At 68.5% G+C, this 18506-nt stretch carries 22 protein-coding genes and 4 pseudogenes; 14 read left to right on the top strand and 12 right to left on the bottom strand.

Features of this window, described 5'->3' with window-relative positions; all coding sequences use genetic code 11:
* Positions 1-470 precede the first annotated feature (470 nt).
* The 3 genes from BMW99_RS36355 (at position 471) to BMW99_RS36345 (ending at position 3015) form a co-directional block, all read left to right on the top strand.
* Positions 471-800: a transposase gene (locus BMW99_RS36355; RefSeq protein ID WP_069461742.1), complete on the top strand. Its 330-nt coding sequence runs from the start codon at positions 471-473 to the stop codon at positions 798-800.
* 197 nt (positions 801-997) lie between these two features.
* Positions 998-2059 (top strand): IS110 family RNA-guided transposase, encoded by a 1062-nt coding sequence (locus tag BMW99_RS36350; protein ID WP_069461716.1) that lies wholly within the window; start codon positions 998-1000, stop codon positions 2057-2059.
* Positions 2060-2094: 35 nt separating this feature from the next.
* The gene (locus tag BMW99_RS36345; protein ID WP_069461717.1) at positions 2095-3015 is read left to right on the top strand and encodes an IS3 family transposase; all 921 of its coding nucleotides are present in this window, start codon (positions 2095-2097) and stop codon (positions 3013-3015) included.
* 72 nt (positions 3016-3087) lie between these two features.
* On the opposite strand, the pseudogene BMW99_RS36340 reads toward BMW99_RS36345, so the two are convergent.
* Positions 3088-3408 (bottom strand): annotated as a pseudogene (locus tag BMW99_RS36340) (transposase); the annotation flags it as partial.
* Between the two features lie 274 nt (positions 3409-3682).
* On the opposite strand from BMW99_RS36340, the gene BMW99_RS36335 reads away from it, so the two are divergent.
* Positions 3683-4492, top strand: a complete 810-nt coding sequence (locus BMW99_RS36335; RefSeq protein ID WP_069461718.1) for a transposase family protein — start codon at positions 3683-3685, stop codon at positions 4490-4492.
* Positions 4493-4648: 156 nt separating this feature from the next.
* Here BMW99_RS36335 and BMW99_RS36330 read toward each other — a convergent pair whose 3' ends face one another.
* Positions 4649-5011 carry a hypothetical protein gene (locus tag BMW99_RS36330; RefSeq protein WP_069461719.1) on the bottom strand — a complete coding sequence of 121 codons (363 nt, stop codon included), beginning with the start codon at positions 5009-5011 and terminating at the stop codon, positions 4649-4651.
* Between the two features lie 893 nt (positions 5012-5904).
* Here BMW99_RS36330 and BMW99_RS36325 point away from each other — a divergent pair.
* From BMW99_RS36325 to BMW99_RS36315, 3 genes and pseudogenes are all read left to right on the top strand, one after another.
* The gene (locus BMW99_RS36325) at positions 5905-6903 is read left to right on the top strand and encodes an ArsR/SmtB family transcription factor (RefSeq protein WP_245791774.1); all 999 of its coding nucleotides are present in this window, start codon (positions 5905-5907) and stop codon (positions 6901-6903) included.
* Positions 6904-6970: 67 nt separating this feature from the next.
* Entirely contained in the window at positions 6971-7180 is a 210-nt protein-coding gene (locus BMW99_RS36320) for a hypothetical protein (RefSeq protein WP_069461721.1), read from the top strand.
* 69 nt (positions 7181-7249) lie between these two features.
* Positions 7250-7489, top strand: a pseudogene (locus BMW99_RS36315) (transposase family protein); the annotation flags it as partial.
* 493 nt (positions 7490-7982) lie between these two features.
* Here the strand turns inward: BMW99_RS36315 and BMW99_RS36310 are convergent.
* From BMW99_RS36310 to BMW99_RS36300, 3 genes are read right to left on the bottom strand one after another with little or no spacing between them, the layout of a single operon-like run.
* Positions 7983-8360, bottom strand: coding sequence for a fic family toxin-antitoxin system, toxin component (locus BMW99_RS36310; RefSeq protein WP_069461723.1), 378 nt, complete (start codon positions 8358-8360; stop codon positions 7983-7985).
* Entirely contained in the window at positions 8357-8644 is a 288-nt protein-coding gene (locus BMW99_RS36305; RefSeq protein WP_141725971.1) for a hypothetical protein, read from the bottom strand. The genes BMW99_RS36310 and BMW99_RS36305 overlap by 4 nt, the downstream gene beginning before the upstream one ends.
* 33 nt (positions 8645-8677) lie before the next feature.
* Entirely contained in the window at positions 8678-8932 is a 255-nt protein-coding gene (locus BMW99_RS36300; protein WP_069461725.1) for a hypothetical protein, read from the bottom strand.
* On the opposite strand from BMW99_RS36300, the gene BMW99_RS43015 reads away from it, so the two are divergent.
* Both BMW99_RS43015 and BMW99_RS36290 read left to right on the top strand, forming a co-directional pair.
* Positions 8861-9661: an 8-oxoguanine DNA glycosylase OGG fold protein gene (locus BMW99_RS43015; protein ID WP_322900220.1), complete on the top strand. Its 801-nt coding sequence runs from the start codon at positions 8861-8863 to the stop codon at positions 9659-9661. The genes BMW99_RS36300 and BMW99_RS43015 overlap by 72 nt on opposite strands.
* A gap of 400 nt (positions 9662-10061) precedes the next feature.
* On the top strand, positions 10062-10367 hold the full coding sequence (locus BMW99_RS36290) for a hypothetical protein (RefSeq protein ID WP_075018283.1): 306 nt from the start codon (positions 10062-10064) through the stop codon (positions 10365-10367).
* A 218-nt stretch (positions 10368-10585) separates the two neighbouring features.
* Here BMW99_RS36290 and BMW99_RS36280 read toward each other — a convergent pair whose 3' ends face one another.
* Together BMW99_RS36280 and BMW99_RS36275 are read right to left on the bottom strand one after the other, a co-directional pair.
* Positions 10586-10954, bottom strand: a complete 369-nt coding sequence (locus tag BMW99_RS36280) for a PIN domain-containing protein (protein ID WP_069461743.1) — start codon at positions 10952-10954, stop codon at positions 10586-10588.
* 17 nt (positions 10955-10971) lie between these two features.
* The gene (locus tag BMW99_RS36275; RefSeq protein ID WP_069461729.1) at positions 10972-11229 is read right to left on the bottom strand and encodes a hypothetical protein; all 258 of its coding nucleotides are present in this window, start codon (positions 11227-11229) and stop codon (positions 10972-10974) included.
* 357 nt (positions 11230-11586) lie between these two features.
* Between BMW99_RS36275 and BMW99_RS36270 the strand changes: the two genes are divergently transcribed.
* The 3 genes from BMW99_RS36270 to BMW99_RS36260 are packed head-to-tail and all read left to right on the top strand — an operon-like array spanning position 11587 to position 12761.
* Positions 11587-11838 carry a hypothetical protein gene (locus tag BMW99_RS36270; RefSeq protein ID WP_141725972.1) on the top strand — a complete coding sequence of 84 codons (252 nt, stop codon included), beginning with the start codon at positions 11587-11589 and terminating at the stop codon, positions 11836-11838.
* A gap of 3 nt (positions 11839-11841) precedes the next feature.
* Entirely contained in the window at positions 11842-12288 is a 447-nt protein-coding gene (locus tag BMW99_RS36265; protein ID WP_141725973.1) for a transposase, read from the top strand.
* Entirely contained in the window at positions 12237-12761 is a 525-nt protein-coding gene (locus BMW99_RS36260; RefSeq protein ID WP_176735362.1) for an IS3 family transposase, read from the top strand. Before BMW99_RS36265 ends, BMW99_RS36260 begins: the two co-directional genes overlap by 52 nt.
* 194 nt (positions 12762-12955) lie before the next feature.
* On the opposite strand, the gene BMW99_RS36255 is transcribed toward BMW99_RS36260, so the two are convergent.
* Positions 12956-14092 carry a Fic family protein gene (locus tag BMW99_RS36255; protein ID WP_069461731.1) on the bottom strand — a complete coding sequence of 379 codons (1137 nt, stop codon included), beginning with the start codon at positions 14090-14092 and terminating at the stop codon, positions 12956-12958.
* Positions 14093-14823: 731 nt separating this feature from the next.
* Between BMW99_RS36255 and BMW99_RS36245 the strand changes: the two genes are divergently transcribed.
* Positions 14824-15105 (top strand): hypothetical protein, encoded by a 282-nt coding sequence (locus tag BMW99_RS36245; RefSeq protein ID WP_069461732.1) that lies wholly within the window; start codon positions 14824-14826, stop codon positions 15103-15105.
* Positions 15105-15860 carry an IS5/IS1182 family transposase gene (locus BMW99_RS36240; RefSeq protein ID WP_075018286.1) on the top strand — a complete coding sequence of 252 codons (756 nt, stop codon included), beginning with the start codon at positions 15105-15107 and terminating at the stop codon, positions 15858-15860. The genes BMW99_RS36245 and BMW99_RS36240 overlap by 1 nt, the downstream gene beginning before the upstream one ends.
* A gap of 44 nt (positions 15861-15904) precedes the next feature.
* Here BMW99_RS36240 and BMW99_RS36235 read toward each other — a convergent pair whose 3' ends face one another.
* From BMW99_RS36235 to BMW99_RS42475, 4 genes and pseudogenes are all read right to left on the bottom strand, one after another.
* Positions 15905-17146 carry a PP2C family protein-serine/threonine phosphatase gene (locus BMW99_RS36235; protein ID WP_069461733.1) on the bottom strand — a complete coding sequence of 414 codons (1242 nt, stop codon included), beginning with the start codon at positions 17144-17146 and terminating at the stop codon, positions 15905-15907.
* A gap of 185 nt (positions 17147-17331) precedes the next feature.
* Positions 17332-17490, bottom strand: a pseudogene (locus BMW99_RS36230) (VOC family protein); the annotation flags it as partial.
* Between the two features lie 70 nt (positions 17491-17560).
* Complete coding sequence (locus BMW99_RS36225) at positions 17561-17941, bottom strand: STAS domain-containing protein (RefSeq protein ID WP_069461734.1); 381 nt, start codon at positions 17939-17941, stop codon at positions 17561-17563.
* A 445-nt stretch (positions 17942-18386) separates the two neighbouring features.
* A pseudogene (locus BMW99_RS42475) lies at positions 18387-18506 on the bottom strand (hemolysin III family protein); the annotation flags it as partial.

Genomic DNA, 18506 nt, shown 5'->3' with positions numbered 1-18506 from the left:
GACGGGCATCGCCGGGAAAGGCGCGGGCTGTCCCGGGCGGTGCTGTCGCTCCGACCGGTTAACTCTTCCGCGTCGGCCAGGTGAGCGCATGGGCCACCCACGGTGACGGAAACACGTCTTTCCAGGCGGTGTTCGCCACAAAGTAGTGCCTCGGTGGACCTGACCAGCGCGCCCTCGCCGCCGATCTCACCCTAGCCTGGGGTCCTTCCCAAGGAGTCGGCCTGGCGGCCGTGCAAGCTCGGGCACACATCGGTGGCCGCAGCCCCTGCCCGCTCGCCTGCGGATTCGTGCGCGCCAGAGCGCGCCTCCCACCGGCGGGGGTCAGCTTCGACTGCTGGCCGTTCGAACCGAGCACCGATGAGCCCGTGCATGACCTCGACGGCGACAGGCGGTCGGCCAGCGGGTTGTGAGGCGCAAGTGAACCGCCCCGGGTTTGATGGAGATCATCAAGACCCGGAAGGATGCCGATCATGGCTGCTCCCCGTAAGTACCCCGACGAACTGCGTGAACGCGCGACGCGTCTGGCCGTCGAGGCCCGCAAGGACCCGGCCGGCCGGGCTGGTGCGATCAAGCGGATCGCCGACCAGCTGGACGTGCATCCCGAGGCTTTGCGGGGTTGGGTGAAACGCGCCGAGATCGACGAGGGCGTCGTGCCCGGGACCACCAGCGTGGAGGCCGCGCGGATCGCGGAGTTGGAGCGGGAGGTGAAGGAACTGCGGCGGGCGAACGCGATATTGAAGTCCGCCTCGGCTTTCTTCGCCTCAATGACAGAGTCTGCGACACGGGCCTACGGGTGGTGACAGAGTGATGGGCACCGGCGGGGCTGGCTCGTTTCTTTGCTGCCCCAGCGATGGTGGCTTGTCGGCGATGTGCCGCCCCGCCGGCCCGGGTCTCCACCGCGGAGTGGCCTGATAGGAGCGTGCCGCGCGAGCCCGATTGAGGCGTGCCCCCGCGGTGGAGATGCCCATCGACTCTCCACCGAGCTGCGGAGGCTTTCGTGCACGTTGTCGGCATCGACGGACACAAGAAGACGCACACGTTGGTTGCGGTCGACCCGCTGGGACGCCGCGTCAGTGAGGTCACCGTCGCCGCGACCCCGGCCGGTCACGCCCAGGCGATCAAGTGGTTTACCCAGTTCGGACGGGTCTTGCTGGCCATAGAGGACTGCCGCCATCTGACCCGCCGCTTTGAGGCCGACCTTCTTGTGGCCGGTCATGAGGTGGTGCGGGTGCACACCCGGCTGATGGCCGGGGCTCGCCGCTCGGCCCGCGAGCGAGGCAAGTCCGACCCGATCGACGCCGAGGCGGTGGCCCGGGTGGCGCTGCGCGAACCCGACCTGCCCCGGGCCAGCCTCGCGGGCCCGGCCCGTGACGTGAAGCTCCTGGCCGATCACCGCCGCCGCCTCGTGCGCTCCCGTACCGCAGCGGCGAACAAGCTGCGCTGGTTCCTGCACGAGATCGATCCCGAACTGCCTGTGCCCTCTCGGGGCTTGCGCCGTTTGTGCGTGTTCGACGCGCTCGCTGCGGCCCTCGCCGACCATGCGGGCGTCGTGGTGGAGATCGCCCGCGACCTGGTTGTCGAGTGCCGACGGCTGACCGAGCAGATCAACGCGCTGGAGGCTCGGCTGCGTAAGCTGGTCGAGGTACTGGCGCCGTCGCTGCTGGCCATCCCCGGCTGCGGCGTGCTCAGCGCGGCCGTCCTCATCGGCGAGACGGCCGGCGCCAACCGGTTCAAGTCCAAGGACGCCTACGCGCGCTTCACCGGCACCGCCCCGATCCCGGTCTGGTCCTCCAACAAGATCCGCGTGCGCCTGAACCGGGGCGGAAACCGGGCCATCAACCACGCCCTGCACATGATCGCGGTCACGCAAGTGCGCCGCGGCGGTGAAGGCGCCGACTATTTCGCAAAGCAGCTGGCCCGCGGCAAGACGCCCAAGGAAGCGGTGCGACTGCTGCGACGGCGCATCTCCGACCGAGTCTTTCGGGCTCTGCTGGCCGACGAGGGCGCAGCTCAGCCGACTACGGCCCCCTCTGACCTCCCAGTTCGCCTGGCAGCTTGACATAGGAGCATCGCGGAGCTGGACCGTCCACTGCGATGAAGGTCGCCTACATCGATCAGCACAAGGAACTGTTCGGCGTCCAGCCGATCTGCGACGTCCTCGCCGAGACAGACGCGCCGATCGCGCCGAGCACCTACTACGCCGCCCACACTCGTCCGCCGTCGGCCCGCAGCCGGCGCGACGAGTACCTCACCGAGGAGATACGCCGCATCCACACCGACAACTACGGGGTCTACGGCGCCCGCAAGGTCCACGCCGCCCTGATGCGGGAGGGGAACGAGGTGGCCCGCTGCACGGTCGAACGCCTCATGCGCCAGGCGGGACTGCGCGGCGTGATCCGGGCCAAGAGCCCACGCACCACCCGGCCGGCGCCCGAGACCGACCGGCCCGCCGACCTGGTCGAGCGGCAGTTCACCGCAACTGCCCCCAACCAGCTGTGGGTCGCGGACATCACCTACATCAGAACCTTCTCCGGCTGGGTCTACGCGGCCTTCGTCATCGACGTGTTCTCCCGCATGGTCGTCGGCTGGCAGGTCGCCACCAGCCTCTACACCGACCTCGCCCTCGACGCCCTGGAGATGGCGATCTGGCGTCGCCGGCACACCGGCGCCGACCTCGCCGGTCTCACGCACCACTCGGACCGCGGCGTTCAATACCGTGCCATCCGCTACACCGAACGCCTCGAACAGGAGGCAGCCGTGGCCTCGGTCGGTTCCAGGGGCGACTCGTATGACAACGCCCTCGCCGAGGCGTTCAACAGCCTGTTCAAGGCTGAGTTGATCCGCAACAAGGGTCCCTGGACGTCCATCAACGACGTCGAGATCGCCGTCGCCGAGTACGTCGACTGGTTCAACCAGAGACGCCTGCACGGCGAGCTCGGCCACGTCACCCCCGCCGAGCACGAGGCCGCCTACTTCGCGGCTGAACCCCCTGCGTCACTCCAGAAAACCAGCTAACTCACTCTCCACGAAACCCGGGGCTTGACAGGGTGCGGGTGGCGGCGAGGATGGGCCGGTACAGGCCTGGCACCAAGTCTGCTCGGGAAGGTAGAGACGACGGTCGACCAACGCCCGTCCGCGCACGGACGCGTAGGCAAGGAACACCCCGACCTGCGCGTTTTCTATTCTTCCCGCTGTTCCGGTGTACTGCCGTTGGACACCAGCCGATTGGTCACCCTTCTTCAGGAACCCGGTCTCGTCCACGATCAGCACGCCCTCCGGGGTTCCAAGATGCTCGACCACGTAGGAACGAGCCTCATCCCGCACGGCATCGGCATCCCAACGGGCAGAGCGGAGCAGTCGCTGCATCGCATCGGGGCCGACATGACCGACCTGCTCGGCCAGTCCCCAGCAGCACACGAAGCCTCTGGTGGAGACGGATTTCTTGGTCGAAAACCCATCTACCAGGGGCTTCGCCATGTTGTCACCCCCAACTGCGCACCCCCACCGGCAGGTTGAAAAGGGCTCACTGAGGTGTTCTCAGCGAAATGATCTTCGCGAAACGTCGTGAACCGCTCGCTCCGGGGTGGATCGGACGAACGCATCCTGGTCGTGAGCAGACGTAAAGCCCCTGGTAGGACAGGTCTCACCACAAGATCTTGTCCGAACCACCAGAGGCTTCACGTTGGTCACCTATGTTGCCACGCTCGATGTCCCGCGCCACGTCGTGGACCACCTCTCCCGGTTGCTGGCCGCCCATCGGCGGCGGCTTCGCACCCCGCGGGGATCTCGGGCCCTGGGCCCGTTCCGCCAGGCCGTGCTCGTCCTGCGCTGGTTCCGCGAGAGGGCTTGCGTGCACTGCCTGGCCCGTGACGCGGGCGTCTCCCAGGCCACCGGCTACCGCTACCTGCACGAAGGCATCGACGTCCTCGCCGACCAGGCTCCGGACCTGCACGATGTCCTGAACCGCTGCCGACGGGACGGAATGACGCACGTCATCCTGGACGGCACCCTCATCGAGTCCGACCGCCTCGCGGGCGTCCGCGACAACGGCAACGACCTGTGGTTCAGCCAGAAACACAAGGCATTCGGCGGCAACGTGCAGTTCCTGTCGTCCCCGGACGGCAGCCCGCTGTGGGTCTCCGACGTCGAGCCCGGCTCCACCCCCGACATCACCGCCGCCCGTATCCACGCACTGCCAGCCCTCTACAAGGCCGCCACCGACGGCCTGCCGACACTCGCCGACAAGGGCTACATCGGCGCCGGCATCGGCATACACGTCCCGGTCCGCCGCCCCAAAGGCAAGTCCGAACAAGCCCTACACGCCGACACCCGCACCACAAACACCCTGATCAGAGACCTGCGGGCCCTGGGTGAGCGCGCAGCCGCCGAGCTCAAGGAACGCTGGCGCGCACTCAAACACGTCTCCCTCAGCCCCAGTCGAATCGGCGACATCGCCCGCGCCGCACTCGTCCTCAACAGAACCTGGAAATGATCTTCGATGAGAAAACATCACTGACCGGGACTCCGTGGTACCTCCGGTGAACGCAAGAAGGGCCCGTCTCTCCATGAATGGGGAGACGGGCCCTTCTTGTTTATTGCGCGAATCCTGGCGATACGGCGTGGTCTCAGCCGAACGCCCTGGAGTTATTCACTGACAACGCGCAGGCTTCGTTGCGTTGAGGTAGAGCTCGCGGGTGTAAACGTTCAGCGTGATGGTCTGGAAGTCGCAGAAATAGTGCGCGGTCCCGTTGGTGTCATACACGGCGCCGGACCACCCCTGGGCGACCAACTTGGTGGACCAGGCTGCGGAGTAGTTCGTCGCGCCGGAGCAGCTGCTGCTGGCCACGATCTGAGTGCCGTTGTACACAACGGCAGCGCTGGCACCGCAGCCCATCGGCTGCATCGTGGCCGGCGCCGAAGCGGCCTGAGCACTGCCGGGAGCGATCAGTCCCACCGCCCCGGCGGCGGCGATGCCGAGTGCGGCGATGGTGGTACGTGCTGCTCTACGCATTGTGGATTCCTTCTATCGAATGGACGAACTTCGGCCGTGAGGGTCCTTCGGCTTCTTGCGGATCGCTCACCTGACTCCGGGGGGAGTCGCATGCGCAGCGTCAACCCGGACGACCGCGCCTGGCGGCGGGGACTGACCGTGCGATTGGGAAACGCCGACGCGTTGTGCTTGGGATACCCAGCTCGGCCGCGCGAGGCGCCCTTGGGATCAGGGCTTATCGACGTTTGTGCACGCAGTTCCCGATCCGATCCATCCGCATGCCCGGAACCACCAGCCGGGGATGTTGAGGGGTTGACGTTCTGGGTGGCGGTCCACGTTGAATTCCAGGGCACCGTTGCGCCCTGCCCCGTCCGTGATGGTGCAGGCCTTCGGTGATGTTGTTCCGCACTGCCCGACGAAGTGCGCCGATGGCCAGGTTCCGCAGCGAGGCTATCGCCTGCGGTGCAGTGCCGGCCCGCACCGCGGGGCATCCTCTCCGAACTCACATTCTGAGTGGGCGTTTGATGCTGATTCACGACGGGTATTTCTACCGACTTCAGAACAGGCGGTATGTCCCTCCAATCGGAGCGCGCCGGAGCACGCGTTTCCCTCGTGTGGATGACGTCTTACGTGTCTCGTTCCGCGTCCGACGGGTTCCGGCAGGTGCTCCGGCCCGTTCTGGCGCGGCCATCAGTGTCGGGCCCTCCGTTCTTGTGGGGCGAGTAGCTTCGATCCCAGCCGAATCACCCAGGACAACCTGCACACGGGAGGGTCGGGAGGTGCCGGCACGGCCGGAGGGCCCCCGGGAGCACATGGCCTGACGGCGCATTCGAGCCCGGCCGGCGGCTGCTGTGACCTGAAAGGAGCTATCTCCCGCACGTCGGCGACTCGCACACTGATCCGACGTATCGGGGGTGAGCCGGGGGGTAGCGGTGCTGCGCTTGCACTTCAACGGGGAAGACGCCTCCCGGATCCGCTTCCCGCGGCAGCCGGACCCCCTCTGGGAGACGGTGCTCAGCATCAACCTGCTCGGCACCACGCGCGGTAGGGCGGTGTACGACCCCTGGCGGGCCCAGATCCGCACCCGACTGCGCCGGTTGCCGCGGCACCAACTGCGGCTCCTGCGCTGGCTGGCACCGCCGGTGGGCGACTTCCCGGACTTCCTCACCCCGGCCCGGGCTGCCTTCGGACTGGAGGAGGGCATCGAGGAGGTGCTCGCCACGCCACGCGCCCGGCTGCGCCGGGAGCTTGCGGTCCTCACCGGCATGTCGTCAGGGGCCCGTGCCCTGATGGACGGCGGCAGCCAGGCGCTATCCGAACTCGGCGAGGCGCTGCGGGGCTACCACCGCGCCGCTCTGATCCCGTACTGGTCCCGTATGCAGGCCCTCGTCGACTCCGAGCGTGCCGTAAGGGCCCGCGCCATGCTCGACCACGGCTGCGACGGGGTGCTGGCGACCCTGGGACCGACCATGAGGTGGCGCCCGCCGGTGCTGGAGGTCGACTACCACCTGGAGCGCGACATCGTCCTGGCGGGGCGAGGGCTGGTCTTGGTGCCCTCGGCCTTCTGCTGGCGCCGACCGGTCACCCTCATCGACCCCACCCTGCCACCGGTGCTGGTCTACCCCCTTCCGCGGACGCCGGCCTGGTGGATCACCCCCGACAGCCCCCCGCACACCCAGACGCTCGGAAACCTCCTGGGCCCGACACGCGCCGCCTGCCTGCGCGTGATCGAAGGCGGCTGCACCACCGTGGAACTGGCCCGGCGTACCGGCGTCACCCCTCCCACCGCCAGTCAGCACGCCACCACCCTGAGGGAGGCCGGTCTGACCACATCCACACGCCTTCGCAACACCATCCTGCACACGCTCACCCCGTTGGGTAAGGCGCTGCTCCGGATGAACTCCAGCCCGTAGAAGACTCGCGCGACGGGAGGCCACGGGCGACGGTCGCGCCGTCGAACTCCGCCGCGACGACGTCCGGGTGAGCTTCGTCGACGGCCCGCACGTCCGCCGCACGAGCGGCCATCGGCGCCACGGCACCGCCAGCGGCCCCGCCGACGCGATGGACATGGCGCTGGCCCTCGTCTTCGAACGCGTCGACGTGGCGTGGCTGTCCACCGGCGGCATGCTCGCGGCGGCTCCGCTCCGGATGCCCACCCCGCAGAAGGACTGTGAGGGGGCTTCGCACTGAGGTGCCCTACCCGGCCAACCGTAAGTCCGTCTGGCCGAGCCACGCGGCGAGGAAGCCTCGGCCTTCACCTTCGCTCACCTGCGTGTCGGACACACCTACGCCCAGCTCGCCACCGGGTTCGGCGTGGGGACCACGACCGCCTACCGCTATGTCGCCGAGGCCGTCGACCTCCTGGCCGCCCTTGCACCCACCTTGCCGATGCAGTCCGCACTGCGTCGACGAAGGCGTTCGTGCTTCTGGACGGCACGCTCCTGCCCATCGACCGCGTCGCCGCAGACCGGCCCTTCTACCCCGGGAAACACAAGGTCAGATCTCGACCCCTGACCGTGAGGCGCGTGTGCCGGACGCCCGGATCGGTGCGGTACCAGCGGAGCGCCCGGCCGTCCGGGTGCTGGGTCGTGTGCCAGCTGGCGTCGTGGCCTGACACCTGCGTGCACGGGGTGTCGAGAAGGTAGTGGGTGGCGGGGGATTCCGGGGTCTGCTGCTGGTCGGCCGGCACGCGACCTCGCAGGATGGTGGTCGGCGAATGGGGCCGGATGTGACCGTTACGGGAGTCGTCCCAGATGCGAGGCACGGGCCCCACCGGACCTGCTGGGTCTACGCGTTGGTCTGGAGCGCCGTGGTGCGCGGGCGCAGGCCGAGGGCGGCCAACTGCGCCCGCCGTTCCTCGTCGTAGGTGTTCCAGCGACGGACGGCGTGGTCACGCGGCGTTCATCGGCGCGGCGAGCATCTGGTAGCCAGCTGGGACAGCGGTGTGCCCCACAAGGGCTTCGGGGCACCACCGGGAGCCGCCGGCGGGCGGTCAGGCTCGCCAGCGACGCAGCTGCCGCGCGATCTGCTGCACGCCCGCCCGGCCGGCTTCCACGTCGGCCACGAGCGTGGCCGCGTCCTTCGGCGAGTACGACAGCTCGTAGCCGTTGACGTCCAGGAACGCCGCGGCCACCATCCACGCGAACATCTGGTTGGAGTGCTCGAGCGCTGGGGTCCGCACCAGCGTGTGGAGCAGCGCCGAGGCCTTCAGCAGCAGCGACTGGTACACGTCGCGGTCCATCGCGCGGGCCTGATGCCGGCACACCGCGGCGAACAACGGCCCGAGGTCGTCCACCTGCGGGTCGCCTTGGACATTCTCGGCGACCCGGAGCAGCCAGGAGACCTCGGCCCGCTCGTAGTCCTCACTCACGCCGCCGTCCGGCCCTCGTCCTCGTCGTGCACCTCGCGTGCCGCGGCTGCCTCAGCCGCGCGCAGCGCCCGCTGCTCTTCGGTCTCGGAGAACTGCAGCTGGAAGGCCTCGCGGGTGTGCTCGCCGACGGTCAGGGCCGCGGACAGGAACGCTTCCTGGCGGCCGAGGGCCGCGGAGAGCGCGGCGTCCTTGATGTACTGCCGGGCGCTCTTCCCGCTGGCCTGTGCTGCCCGGTTGATCGCGTCGAGCTCGTCCGGCTCGAAAGGCACATTTGTGGCTGGCATGGTACCGACGGTACTACCAGTACCGGCGTCGCGTCAGCCCCGCTGCCGACGCGCGCGTTCCCGCCGCTCCGCAGCCCTGCCTCCGGTGCCGTTCTTGCGACGCCAGTCCTGCCAGACGTCCCAGCACCACCAAGCTCCTCCGCCGATCATGATCACGCCAAAGCCACCAAACGCGAACACATAAAACACCCAGGTCAGGACTGTGCGCCACGGCCAGTGCAGCATCCAGCGGAGCACCGCGAGGACCCCGGTGGTCGCCAGGCTGGTGACGACTCCAACGACGACCATCTCAGTCCACCGGCTCATGCGTCGAGACACGGCCCACCCCCTGCCGTGAAGGTACCGCCGGGCCGTGCCTGCGGGGGTGGGAACGGTCGTGCGGCCGGCCCCACCGGGCGGCGCGGGTCACAGACTGCCGCGGCGGACCTTCCCCTCAGTGAACTGCTACCGCCTGCAACTTGCCCCGACCTGCTTCACCGCGTAGCCGCCGGAGCGCTGCAACGCGCGGATCTCCGGGAGGCCCTGGTCGCAAGCTACGTGTGGGGCAAGGGCAAGCGCGGCACCCCCGCCGGCAGCGGGCCGGCCACCTTGAGCGTGGTCCTCGCCGCCGCGCTCGCAATGCTGCGCACACGAGGCTCGCAGCACGCCTACGCCGAGCTCGAGGGGAAGGTCCGCGGGTTCGGGCCGGCCTTCTTCACCAAGTTCCTGTACTTCGCCGCTACCGCGGTGCCGCCCGCCCTCGACCCAAAGCCTCTCATCTTGGACAGTGTCCTGGCCGCCCGCATGCGGTCGATGGCCGAAGTCGTCGGCCGAGACACTGGTCACGATCCACACGGCAAGATTGCCGCCTGGGTGTGGTCAGACGGTGCATGGACGCCCCACCGCTACCAGGTCTACCTCTCCTTCATGGAAGCCGCCGCCCGGCAGATGGCCGCAACCGACGGCTGGCCCTCCCACGCACACCCTGACCTGCTCGAGTACGCACTGTTCAACACCACCTGGCAGAGCCGCAGCTGACAGAGCGACAAAGTGCCGAATGTGGCAGCCTGACCGAGACCGGGCGCCGTACTGCCCAGCAGCGCGTCGCAGCACACCCACCGAGCAGCCGGGCGGGCGCCTGCTCCTTGCCAGAAGTCCCGCGAGGCGGGTCCGCTGACCTCCGAGCCGCGCGGGGCGTGGGTGGGACCAGCAGCCGACGGTGCGACGCATCGGCGCCGGCGGCACGGGCGGAGGGCCGGCAGACCGCGGCCGGGGTGCGCGCGGCCGCAAGGTCCGCCACCGGCGGCCGGCGGCCGCGGGCGGGCCGTTCAGCACGGGTGCAGCACCCGGGAGCAACGGCGTGCCGCACGCTGCTGCCGCCCCGGTTGCCGCCTGCTGCTCCCCGTGCCGCGGGCGGCCGGGATGTCGTTGGTGGTGCGTGACAACCACGACTGCGCTGAACGAGGCGCTGCGCCGGGACGCAGCGGTGCTGCTGGAGAGCTACCGGTCCGGCACTTGGGTGCCAGACCCGGCGGAACGCACGCTCGCCGAGGGCCTCGCGCGCAGCCGGTGGGACGCGCACGTACTGCGCGCTGTTCTGCGGGAGGCAACGCCCGGGGTGCGGGCCGGGCGGCTGGTCGACGTGCTCGCGCCGGCCACCGACGTCGTGGGCCAGGCGCCGGGAACCGACGACGTCGTGCTGCAGCTGCGTGTCCTGGTCGATGCCCTCACTACCTGGCCGTGAAGTGCCCGAGCCGGGCGAGACCGGCCTCGCGGCCGAGGCACGCTGGAGGCCGATCGAGGGGGAGGTGGAAGACGTGAGCCTTGGCAGCATCGAGCGGCATGGCGGTCCCTGGACCGTGGAAGGCGTCCCCGCCCGGGACGAGGATCGGGTCTACAAGCGGTACTATGCCGCGTCTCTCACGAAGGATCCCGAGGACCGACCGAACTCCACCCGGCAGATCAGGGCGTGAGATCCAGGACCCGTACGGGATGCGCCGTCCAGGTCCCGGGGGCCGCGGTCGCCACCACAGCGCCGGCCGGTCGCTCCGGGGTGGGCTGCGCGGCGTGCAGGGTGTGCGCCAGCGACCAGGTGTCGTGGCGGGCGACGGACAGCGCGGCCGCCAGGTCCAGATCCAACACCGTGATGCCGGGCAGGGCCGCGATGTGCTCGCCCGTCCCTGGTCGGGCGCGATCGGCTTCGACCAGCGCGCAGGCGGTCGCGTACAGGTACCAGCCCGGTTCGGCGTGCGCCCGGTGGATCAGCCGGGAGGCCAGGAGGTTGCCCCGGCCGGCTGCTGTCATCGCCGTGTCGTCCAAGATGACGTGCATGGCCTCGTGCGGGTGGGTCACCGGGCGGCCGCCTGCCGCAGACGCACATCCAGCTCCGCGTCCAGGTCCTTCTCCTCGGCCGCGCCTGGTGCGTACCCGCTCCAGTCTTTCAGCACCGCGCGGGCCTGCTCCGCCTGCGCCGCGCGTTCTTCCGGTGTGAGCACGGCCTCCGCCAGCCGGGCCAGGTAGGCCCGCAGCGACATCCCCTCCGCCGCCGCCACAGCGGCCAGGCGGTCCCGGGCCTCCTCCGGGATCCGGACATTCGCATCAGCCATGATCGTGCTCCCTTCCATCCGAGGAAGCATACGGGTACGTACCCGTGGCGGTGCCGACTAGGTCCAACTCCAGCAGCCGGCACCCCTGAGCCTTAGACTCCCGCGCCGTCAGTCGGCGTCGACGGTCACCTGAGCGTGAACCGCGCCGGTCGCGCAATCGACTACCAGCACCGACGCGGGCCCTTTCCCCCTGGACGCTGGAACCCGAGGGCTGGCAGCACAGACTCACCCAAGCCCCCAGACCTCACCAGCCGCCGAAAGCCCCTCAGCGTGAGTCTGCGCGGCGTGAGCCCGTCGAGGCGTTGTGGCACCATCCCCGTTGTGGATGACCGTACGCGTGAGGTGAATTGGTCCGGCTTGTTCTATGCCGCGGGTCCCGCCGGCGACACGCCGCGGCATCTGGCGGCTCTCCTCAGCGACGACGCACGGGCTTTCGTCGACGGCTACTCGCACCTGTGGTCGGCGACGCTTCGCCGCGAGGGCAAGGCCTGGCCGGCCACGGCGCTGCTTGTCGTCGAGCTCCTGGACAATCCGCTGCTCGGACCCGAGGATCCCTCCCTGCGCGATGCCATGCTCGCCTATCTATACGAGGTCGGGGCCTCCCCCTGAGTGGTGGACACGCTGATACTGGATCTGCTTGATCCGGAGGAAGCGAGAAGACCGCCGATGGCGATGAAGGACTATTCGGACGAGTTCAAGGCCGATGCCGTGGCCCTGTACGAGTCCACACCCGGGGCGATCTACAAGAGCATCGCTGCTGACCTGGGGATCAACCGGGCGACCCTGCGTGAGTGGGTGCTGCGGGACCGCGAACGCCGTGGCGTCACCGCAGCGGCTGCGAAGCCGGGCGCCCTGCCCCGGGAGGCGGTGCCGTCCGCTGATCCGGACGAGCGGGTCCGACAGCTGGAGGTCCGGGTGGCCGAGCTGGAGGCAAGTGAGCGCAAGCTCGCCACCGAGCGAGACATCCTCCGCAAGGCGGCCAAATATTTCGCCGGAGAGACGAACTGGTGGGGAGCCGCTTCCAGTTCGTTGACGACCACCGGGACACCTACGAGGTGAAGCGGCTCTGCCAGGTCCTGGACGTGAACCGGTCCAGCTACTACAAGTGGCTCGCCGGCGCCGAGGCCCGGGCCACCCGGCAGAACAAGGACCGGATCCTGGCCGCGGAGATCCGCGAGGTCCACGGCGAGTCCGGCGGCGCCTACGGCTCCCCGCGGATCACCGCCGAGCTCCGTGACAAAGGGCGGCGGGTCAACAAGAAGCGGGTCGCCCGGATCATGCGGACGTTCTCCATCACCGGCATCCGCCTACGCAGACGCGTGCACACCACCGTCCCGGACCCGGCCACCTCACCGGTCCCGGACCTGCTCCGGCGGGACTTCACCGCCACCGAGCCAGGGCGCAAATACATGGGCGACATCACGTATCTCCCGCTCGCAGGCGGGGAGTTCCTCTATCTCGCGACCGTTCTGGACTGCTTCAGTTCAACCTGCCGTGCTGTCGTTTCTCGTCAACAATCCAGGGTGAGCTGATCACCAACTGCCGCCGAAACTCGTGCACAAGTGCTGTCACGAGACATCGACGGAGCCAAGGCGGTCGCCGACATGCGCGCCGCCGGCTTCAGGCCCCTGGAGCCGTTCAAAAACGTGTCTTCGGGCTGGCTCAGGGATGGGCACTGATCGAGCAGTTGCATTTCACGACAGGCGCGGATGCCTACCGCAGCTTCTTAACTGGCTGCGTAAGGGTTGGTCAGGGGTCCGACGTCAGCAGCGACCTCAGAGCGGACGGGACTCATCTTCGGCCCAGCCACGTAGTACGTGCCGCGGGCCCTGCCCCGCTGTGCCAGCCATCCGGCCTCGCACAGCATCCGGATGTCGCGGCTGGCCGGCTGCTCGGACAGCTCGGCATCCTCCTGGTATAGCGAACGCCGCACCCGCTGGTTGAAGAAGGCGGGCTGCAGGGCGAACAGCACGCGCTCGTCGCGGCCCTCTGCGGCAATCGCCCGACCGAGGGCGACCCATGCCTTGGCCTGGGTTTCGATCAGCCGCTGCGCGTACTGGGCCTGCTCGTGGTGGGCGCGCAGGCAGAACCGGATCCACGGGTGGGTGTCGCGCTGAGGGGACCACACTGGTCCGCCTACTTCCTTCAGGACGTCGTAGTAGGCGTAGGTGTGGTCGGGATACCCCAGCCACTCCTCGATGGAGGAGAACTCCGGCGGCATCAGTGCCTCGCGAGAGAAGACCAGGGCGGAAAGCGCCCGGGACATTCGCCCGTTGCCGTCGTGCCAGGGATGGATCTTGACCAGGTTCAGGTGCGCCATCGAGGCGCGCACATGGACCGGCGCGTCGAGGTCTCCATGGTTGAGCCAGTCCACCAGCTCGGACATCAGGCCAGGCACCTCCCGGTCGTCCGGGGCGGTGTAGTCGCGTACGTCCGGCCTCCCGGGGGCGTTGACCCACACCTCGCGGTTGCGCCACCGCCCGGGGCGCTTGTCCAGGTGCCTGCCTTGGATCATGAAATGTATGCCGTTGAGAAGGCCCTCGTCGTAGGTGAAGTGCGGCGCGTCGGACAGGGACTGGATATAGGTCATGGCCTGCTGGTATCCGGCGATCTCGCCGGCGACTTCCTCGCCTGCCTGCAGTGGCTGCTCGCCGGTCATGATCGCTTCCACGTCGTCGATACTCGCCGCGTAGCCCTCGATGGTGTTGGATCCGGCCACAGCGCGGGCGGCCATGTGCCGGCGCAGGGGGCGGTCCCAGCGCAGCTGGGCCGCCAGGTAGGCCCGCAGCTGGCCGCGCATGCTCTCGATCTCCTGCAAGACGTTCTCGTCGTGATCGTCCAGGACGGGGGCGCGATACAACATGCAGCCATTAAACAATAATCCCTTTATGGCGTGATGGATTCTCCCCACGGGCCGTGGTCGGACCAGCCGGGCAGTGCGTCCAACGGGCACTGGGCGTGACGCCCGAACGGGGCTCCTGGTAGGCACTTCCTTCCCCGCCGGAGCCCGACAGGGCGCCGGCACACACAGCTACCCCGTACAGGAAGCCGACGGCGAAGCCCAGCGTCAGGAGGCCGAAATCGCGACAACTACTCCCATGATCTGCTGTGCATCTCAACATCCCAGTTCGCCGGGGGTCAGCGCCAGCCCGGCATCCCTGGGTGACGCGGGCACCTCCGAAGTCCCCCCGAACGCCGCTGGCTTCGTTTGCCGAGATCATGGCGGACCGCCGCAACAGTTGCGGAAGTGCCGGGCCGCGGGCACCCCGTGCTGGTTCCTGTCCGGAAGAGGTCGGTACCCCCGGGGGTTTGTCAGAGGCGGCCGGTAGACCCAAGGCGGACGGGACACACTCGCGTCCCCACAATCCTTCAGGGGAGACCCGCCGTGCCTGAACCCGGCTACCACATCGTCCGCGAGCACGTTCGACGCAACCCCCGTACAAGTGTGGCGAAGAAGACCAGCCCATGGGTCGTCGGCGCCGCTGTGGTGACATCCCTGTGGATATGGGGTCACCTCGGCGGCTCCTCGCACGGCGCCACGCCTGCGCACACCTCGTCCCCGTCAGTGTCCGCTGCCGTCGCCGCGGCCCACCGGTGAACCGCCGCCGACTCAAGCGCCTGGTCCGCCGGTGGGCGCCGGCCAGCACCGGCGAGCGAGTCGCCGCCGGCGTCATCGCCGCCGTGGCGCTGCTGTGGCTGCTGCAGGCGCTTGTCGGCGCCGGACGGTGGCTGCTGGCGTCCTGGCCCACCCTGATCACGTTGCTTGCGGTCGCAGCAGCCGGCGCCGCGAATCGCACCGACGGCGATCTGTCGCCCGGCGCGAACGCGTCGAGCGCCTGGCGCATTTGCGGTTGGCTCTCAACGACATCGACGTGATGGATGACCAGAGCTTCGAGTTCGCGCTGCGCGACCTGATGGTCCGCGACGGCTGCCCCACGGCCCGTCGGGTAGGGCAGGCCGGCGACCAGTGCGCGGATGTGATCGCCTCGCATCCCCGGTACGGGCACGTGGTCATCCAGGCCAAGCACACCACGGTGTCGGCGAAAGTCGGCTCGTACGTGATGTATCAGGTCAACGGCACCGCCGGGCCTGTCCTTCTGGCCGCACTCGCACCGACCCTCGACCAGGCCGTGCGGGCTGCTTCGAGGAAGGCGTACGTCCTACTCGACGGGACGCTCCTGCCGATCGACCGCATCGCCACCGACCGGCCCTTTTACTCTGGGAAACACAAGAAACATGGCATGAACGTGCAGGTCCTCTCTGATCCGTTCGGCCGGCTGCTGTGGGCCTCGCCCGCACTGCCAGGGGCCATTCACGACGTACGCGCTGCCCGTGAACACGGCATCATCAACGCCCTCGACCAGGCCCACATCCCGTGCTGGGCGGACAAGGGCTACCTGGGTGCCCGCGGCACGGTCCGGGTTCCGTTCCGTGGCCGGTGGCAGATGCTTTCCGCAGGTCAGCAGGCCGTGAACCGATCCCAGGCCAAGATACGAGCCCTCGTCGAACAGGCCATGGCTACCCTCAAGAACTGGCGACTGCTACGCAGACTCCGCTGCTCGACCACCCGCATCACGAGCCTCGTCCAGGCAGTCCTCACCCTGCATCACGCCAACTCAACCGCAGGTTGAAAAAGCCTCAGTGAGCATGTCGTAACTACAGAGAAGATCGACAGTCAGTCCAGCAGCGTCAGATAGTCGGCGGTGCCGCCGCGCCATTCGGTGAGCAGGATGGTCGCGTCGTCGCTGGTGATTCCGCCACGTGCCTGCTTCAGGGCCTGCGAGAGTTCCCGCACCGTGGCCCGTGTTCCGTGCTGTGCGCGTTCGACGTCGGCGACGATGTCGATGAGCTGTGCCAGTCCGAACTCCTCGCCCCCTGCCGCGCGTTCCTCGACGAGGCCGTCGGTGTAGCACAGCATCCGATCCCCCCGCCGCAACACCCCTTCGCTGACCAGTGGTTCCTGGCCGCCGAAGCCCACCGGGAGGGTCGTGGTGCCTTCGAGCTGCCCGAGGACCTCGTGGTCGCGGATCAGCAGGGGCCACGGATGGCCGGCGTTCACCCACTGCAGGTGGCCCGTCGTCACGTTCAGTTGCATCATCTGCGCGGTGACGAACTGCTCGGGCCCGAACTGTGCGGCGATGACCTCGTCCATGTAGGCGTAGATGCCGGCCAGGCTGACGCCGCTCCTGCGCGCGTGACGGTAGGCGCCGATGGCGGCCGTGGCCATCACCGCGGCACCCAGCCCATGGCCCATCGCGTCGATCATGGCGATGTGCAGGACATCGCCGTTCAAGGCGTAGTCGAAGCTGTCCCCCGCCACCTGGTAGGCGGGCTCCAGGATGCCGGCGACTTCGACCTGGGGCACCGACATACGCAGCGGCGGCAGCAGGGCCCACTGGATCTCCGCGGCCACGCTCATCGGGGCCCGCCGCCTGGCCCGCGTGAAGACGTCGGTGTAGCCGTTCTTGGTCACCACCATGTCGGCGACCAGGCCAGCCAGCCGCCGCAGCAGCCGCCGGTCATCGTTGTCCACCCGGTCCAGGGTGACGGCCATGACACCGACCTGGTCACTGCCGTCCAGCAGTGGCAGGAACATCCGGGTTCCGCCGTCCTGTACCACTTCGACGATCCGCGCCTCCAAGAAAGCGGCGCCGGCCGGGGATGCGTCGATCGGCTGCGGCGCCCCGGTCAGCAACCCCCGACCGGTCAGCGGCATGAGCATCAACTGCTCATAGTCCTGAAGCAGCACGGACACCTCGCGGCCGCCGATCCTTGCCACCTCCTGCGCCACCAGCGGTGCGATGAGGTGCGGCGGCATCTCATGGGCCCGATCCAGCAACGCGCCCAGCAAACGCTCCCCGAAACCCTCCGACCGATCAACTCGAATCTCGCCGATTCGTCGCTGCTGTTCGCTCACAACACCCATAACAACATCCGAACTCGTCTTGATCGGTGAAGCGCAGCCAGGCAGCGACCGCATGGACCCGCGCGGGCTCTGCTTGTCAAACGGGACCATCGGTCGCAACCCGGAGAAGTCCGTCCGGCCGAGCGCGGTCCGGGACCAAGGCGGGGGCTGCGGGCGCAGCCGATCCCGACCGTCCTTCAGCCGAGCTGCTCGGCCAATCCGATGATGATGCACTCCGAGCCGCGGACATAAGCGAACCGGTAGGTGTTCTCGTACTGTGCCAGCTCGCCAACGAGTTCCGCGCCGTGAGTGCGCAGGCAGGTAACGGTGTCCTCGATGTCGTCACCGGCGAACATTCTGACCCTGCACCGAATCCACCGCGCGGCTCACCAACTGATCTCCGCTGACACACCACGCCACAGGACGTCACACCGCCCCGGAGCTGTACCTCCGCTCGATGGACTCCGGGTTCACAGGGTTCAGGGCTGCCCGGACCGTCGGGTAGAGCGCGAGGACGTGGTCGATACCGGTGATCTCCATGACGCGCCGTACACCCTCTCCCGCACCCGCCAGAGCAAGCCTGCCGCCCTCGTCCTCCAGATCCCGGTGGGCGCGCACCAGCGTGGTCAGGCCCACGGAGTCGATGAACGTCACGGCAGCGAGGTCCGCCACCACCACCGGAGCAGTCGCGGACACAAGGGCATCGTCCAGGATGTCGATCGTACCGAAGTCGACCTCACCGACCAGAACAAGCACCACGCCCCCGACCACGGCCTTTTCACTCACCTGCAGACGTGTATGCGCCATGACGACTCCCTGTCGTGCCGTCGGCTCCCCCGCTGCGTCACCGGGCGTCTGCAGGCGATCGCGGCGGCACCGACGGTGCCGTGTCGATCAGTTGTACACCCCCTTCACAGGCCGAACTCACGGGGCGGGCATATCACGGCTCCGATCTCCCCTCCACGGCCTGCTACAGGCCGGCCAGGGGTTCACCAGCCGTATGCGGTCATGGCGTTGTCCCAGAGCCAGGGCAAGTGAAGGCGGTCCGCTGCGGCTGGGCTGCCCCAGGCACAAGCTGACGATCGCAAGGAGCTGGAATGGAGCATGGCTGGCTCCATGCGGAACAGCAGATCGTCGACCGACATCGGATGCGGCGGCGAGCGAGGGCCGGGAAGGTTGGCTTTCGCACGTAGAGGCGACAGCTGTCGCCCGGTCTTCAAGGCCCTCGTGCGCTCAGTGACTGCGGCACTCGTTAGGTGGCTGCCAGGAGGATGGCGGTGTAGTGCGTGGTGAAGGCCGCGATGGTGAGGGCGTGGAAGACCTCGTGGAAGCCGAAGCAGCGCGGTGAGGGGTTGGGGCGTTTGAGTCCGTA

Source organism: Actinacidiphila rubida (assembly GCF_900110255.1).
Lineage (GTDB): Bacteria > Actinomycetota > Actinomycetes > Streptomycetales > Streptomycetaceae > Actinacidiphila > Actinacidiphila rubida.
The sequence above is the reverse complement of the archived record's forward strand: the minus strand, read 5'-3'. Positions and strand labels throughout refer to the sequence as shown.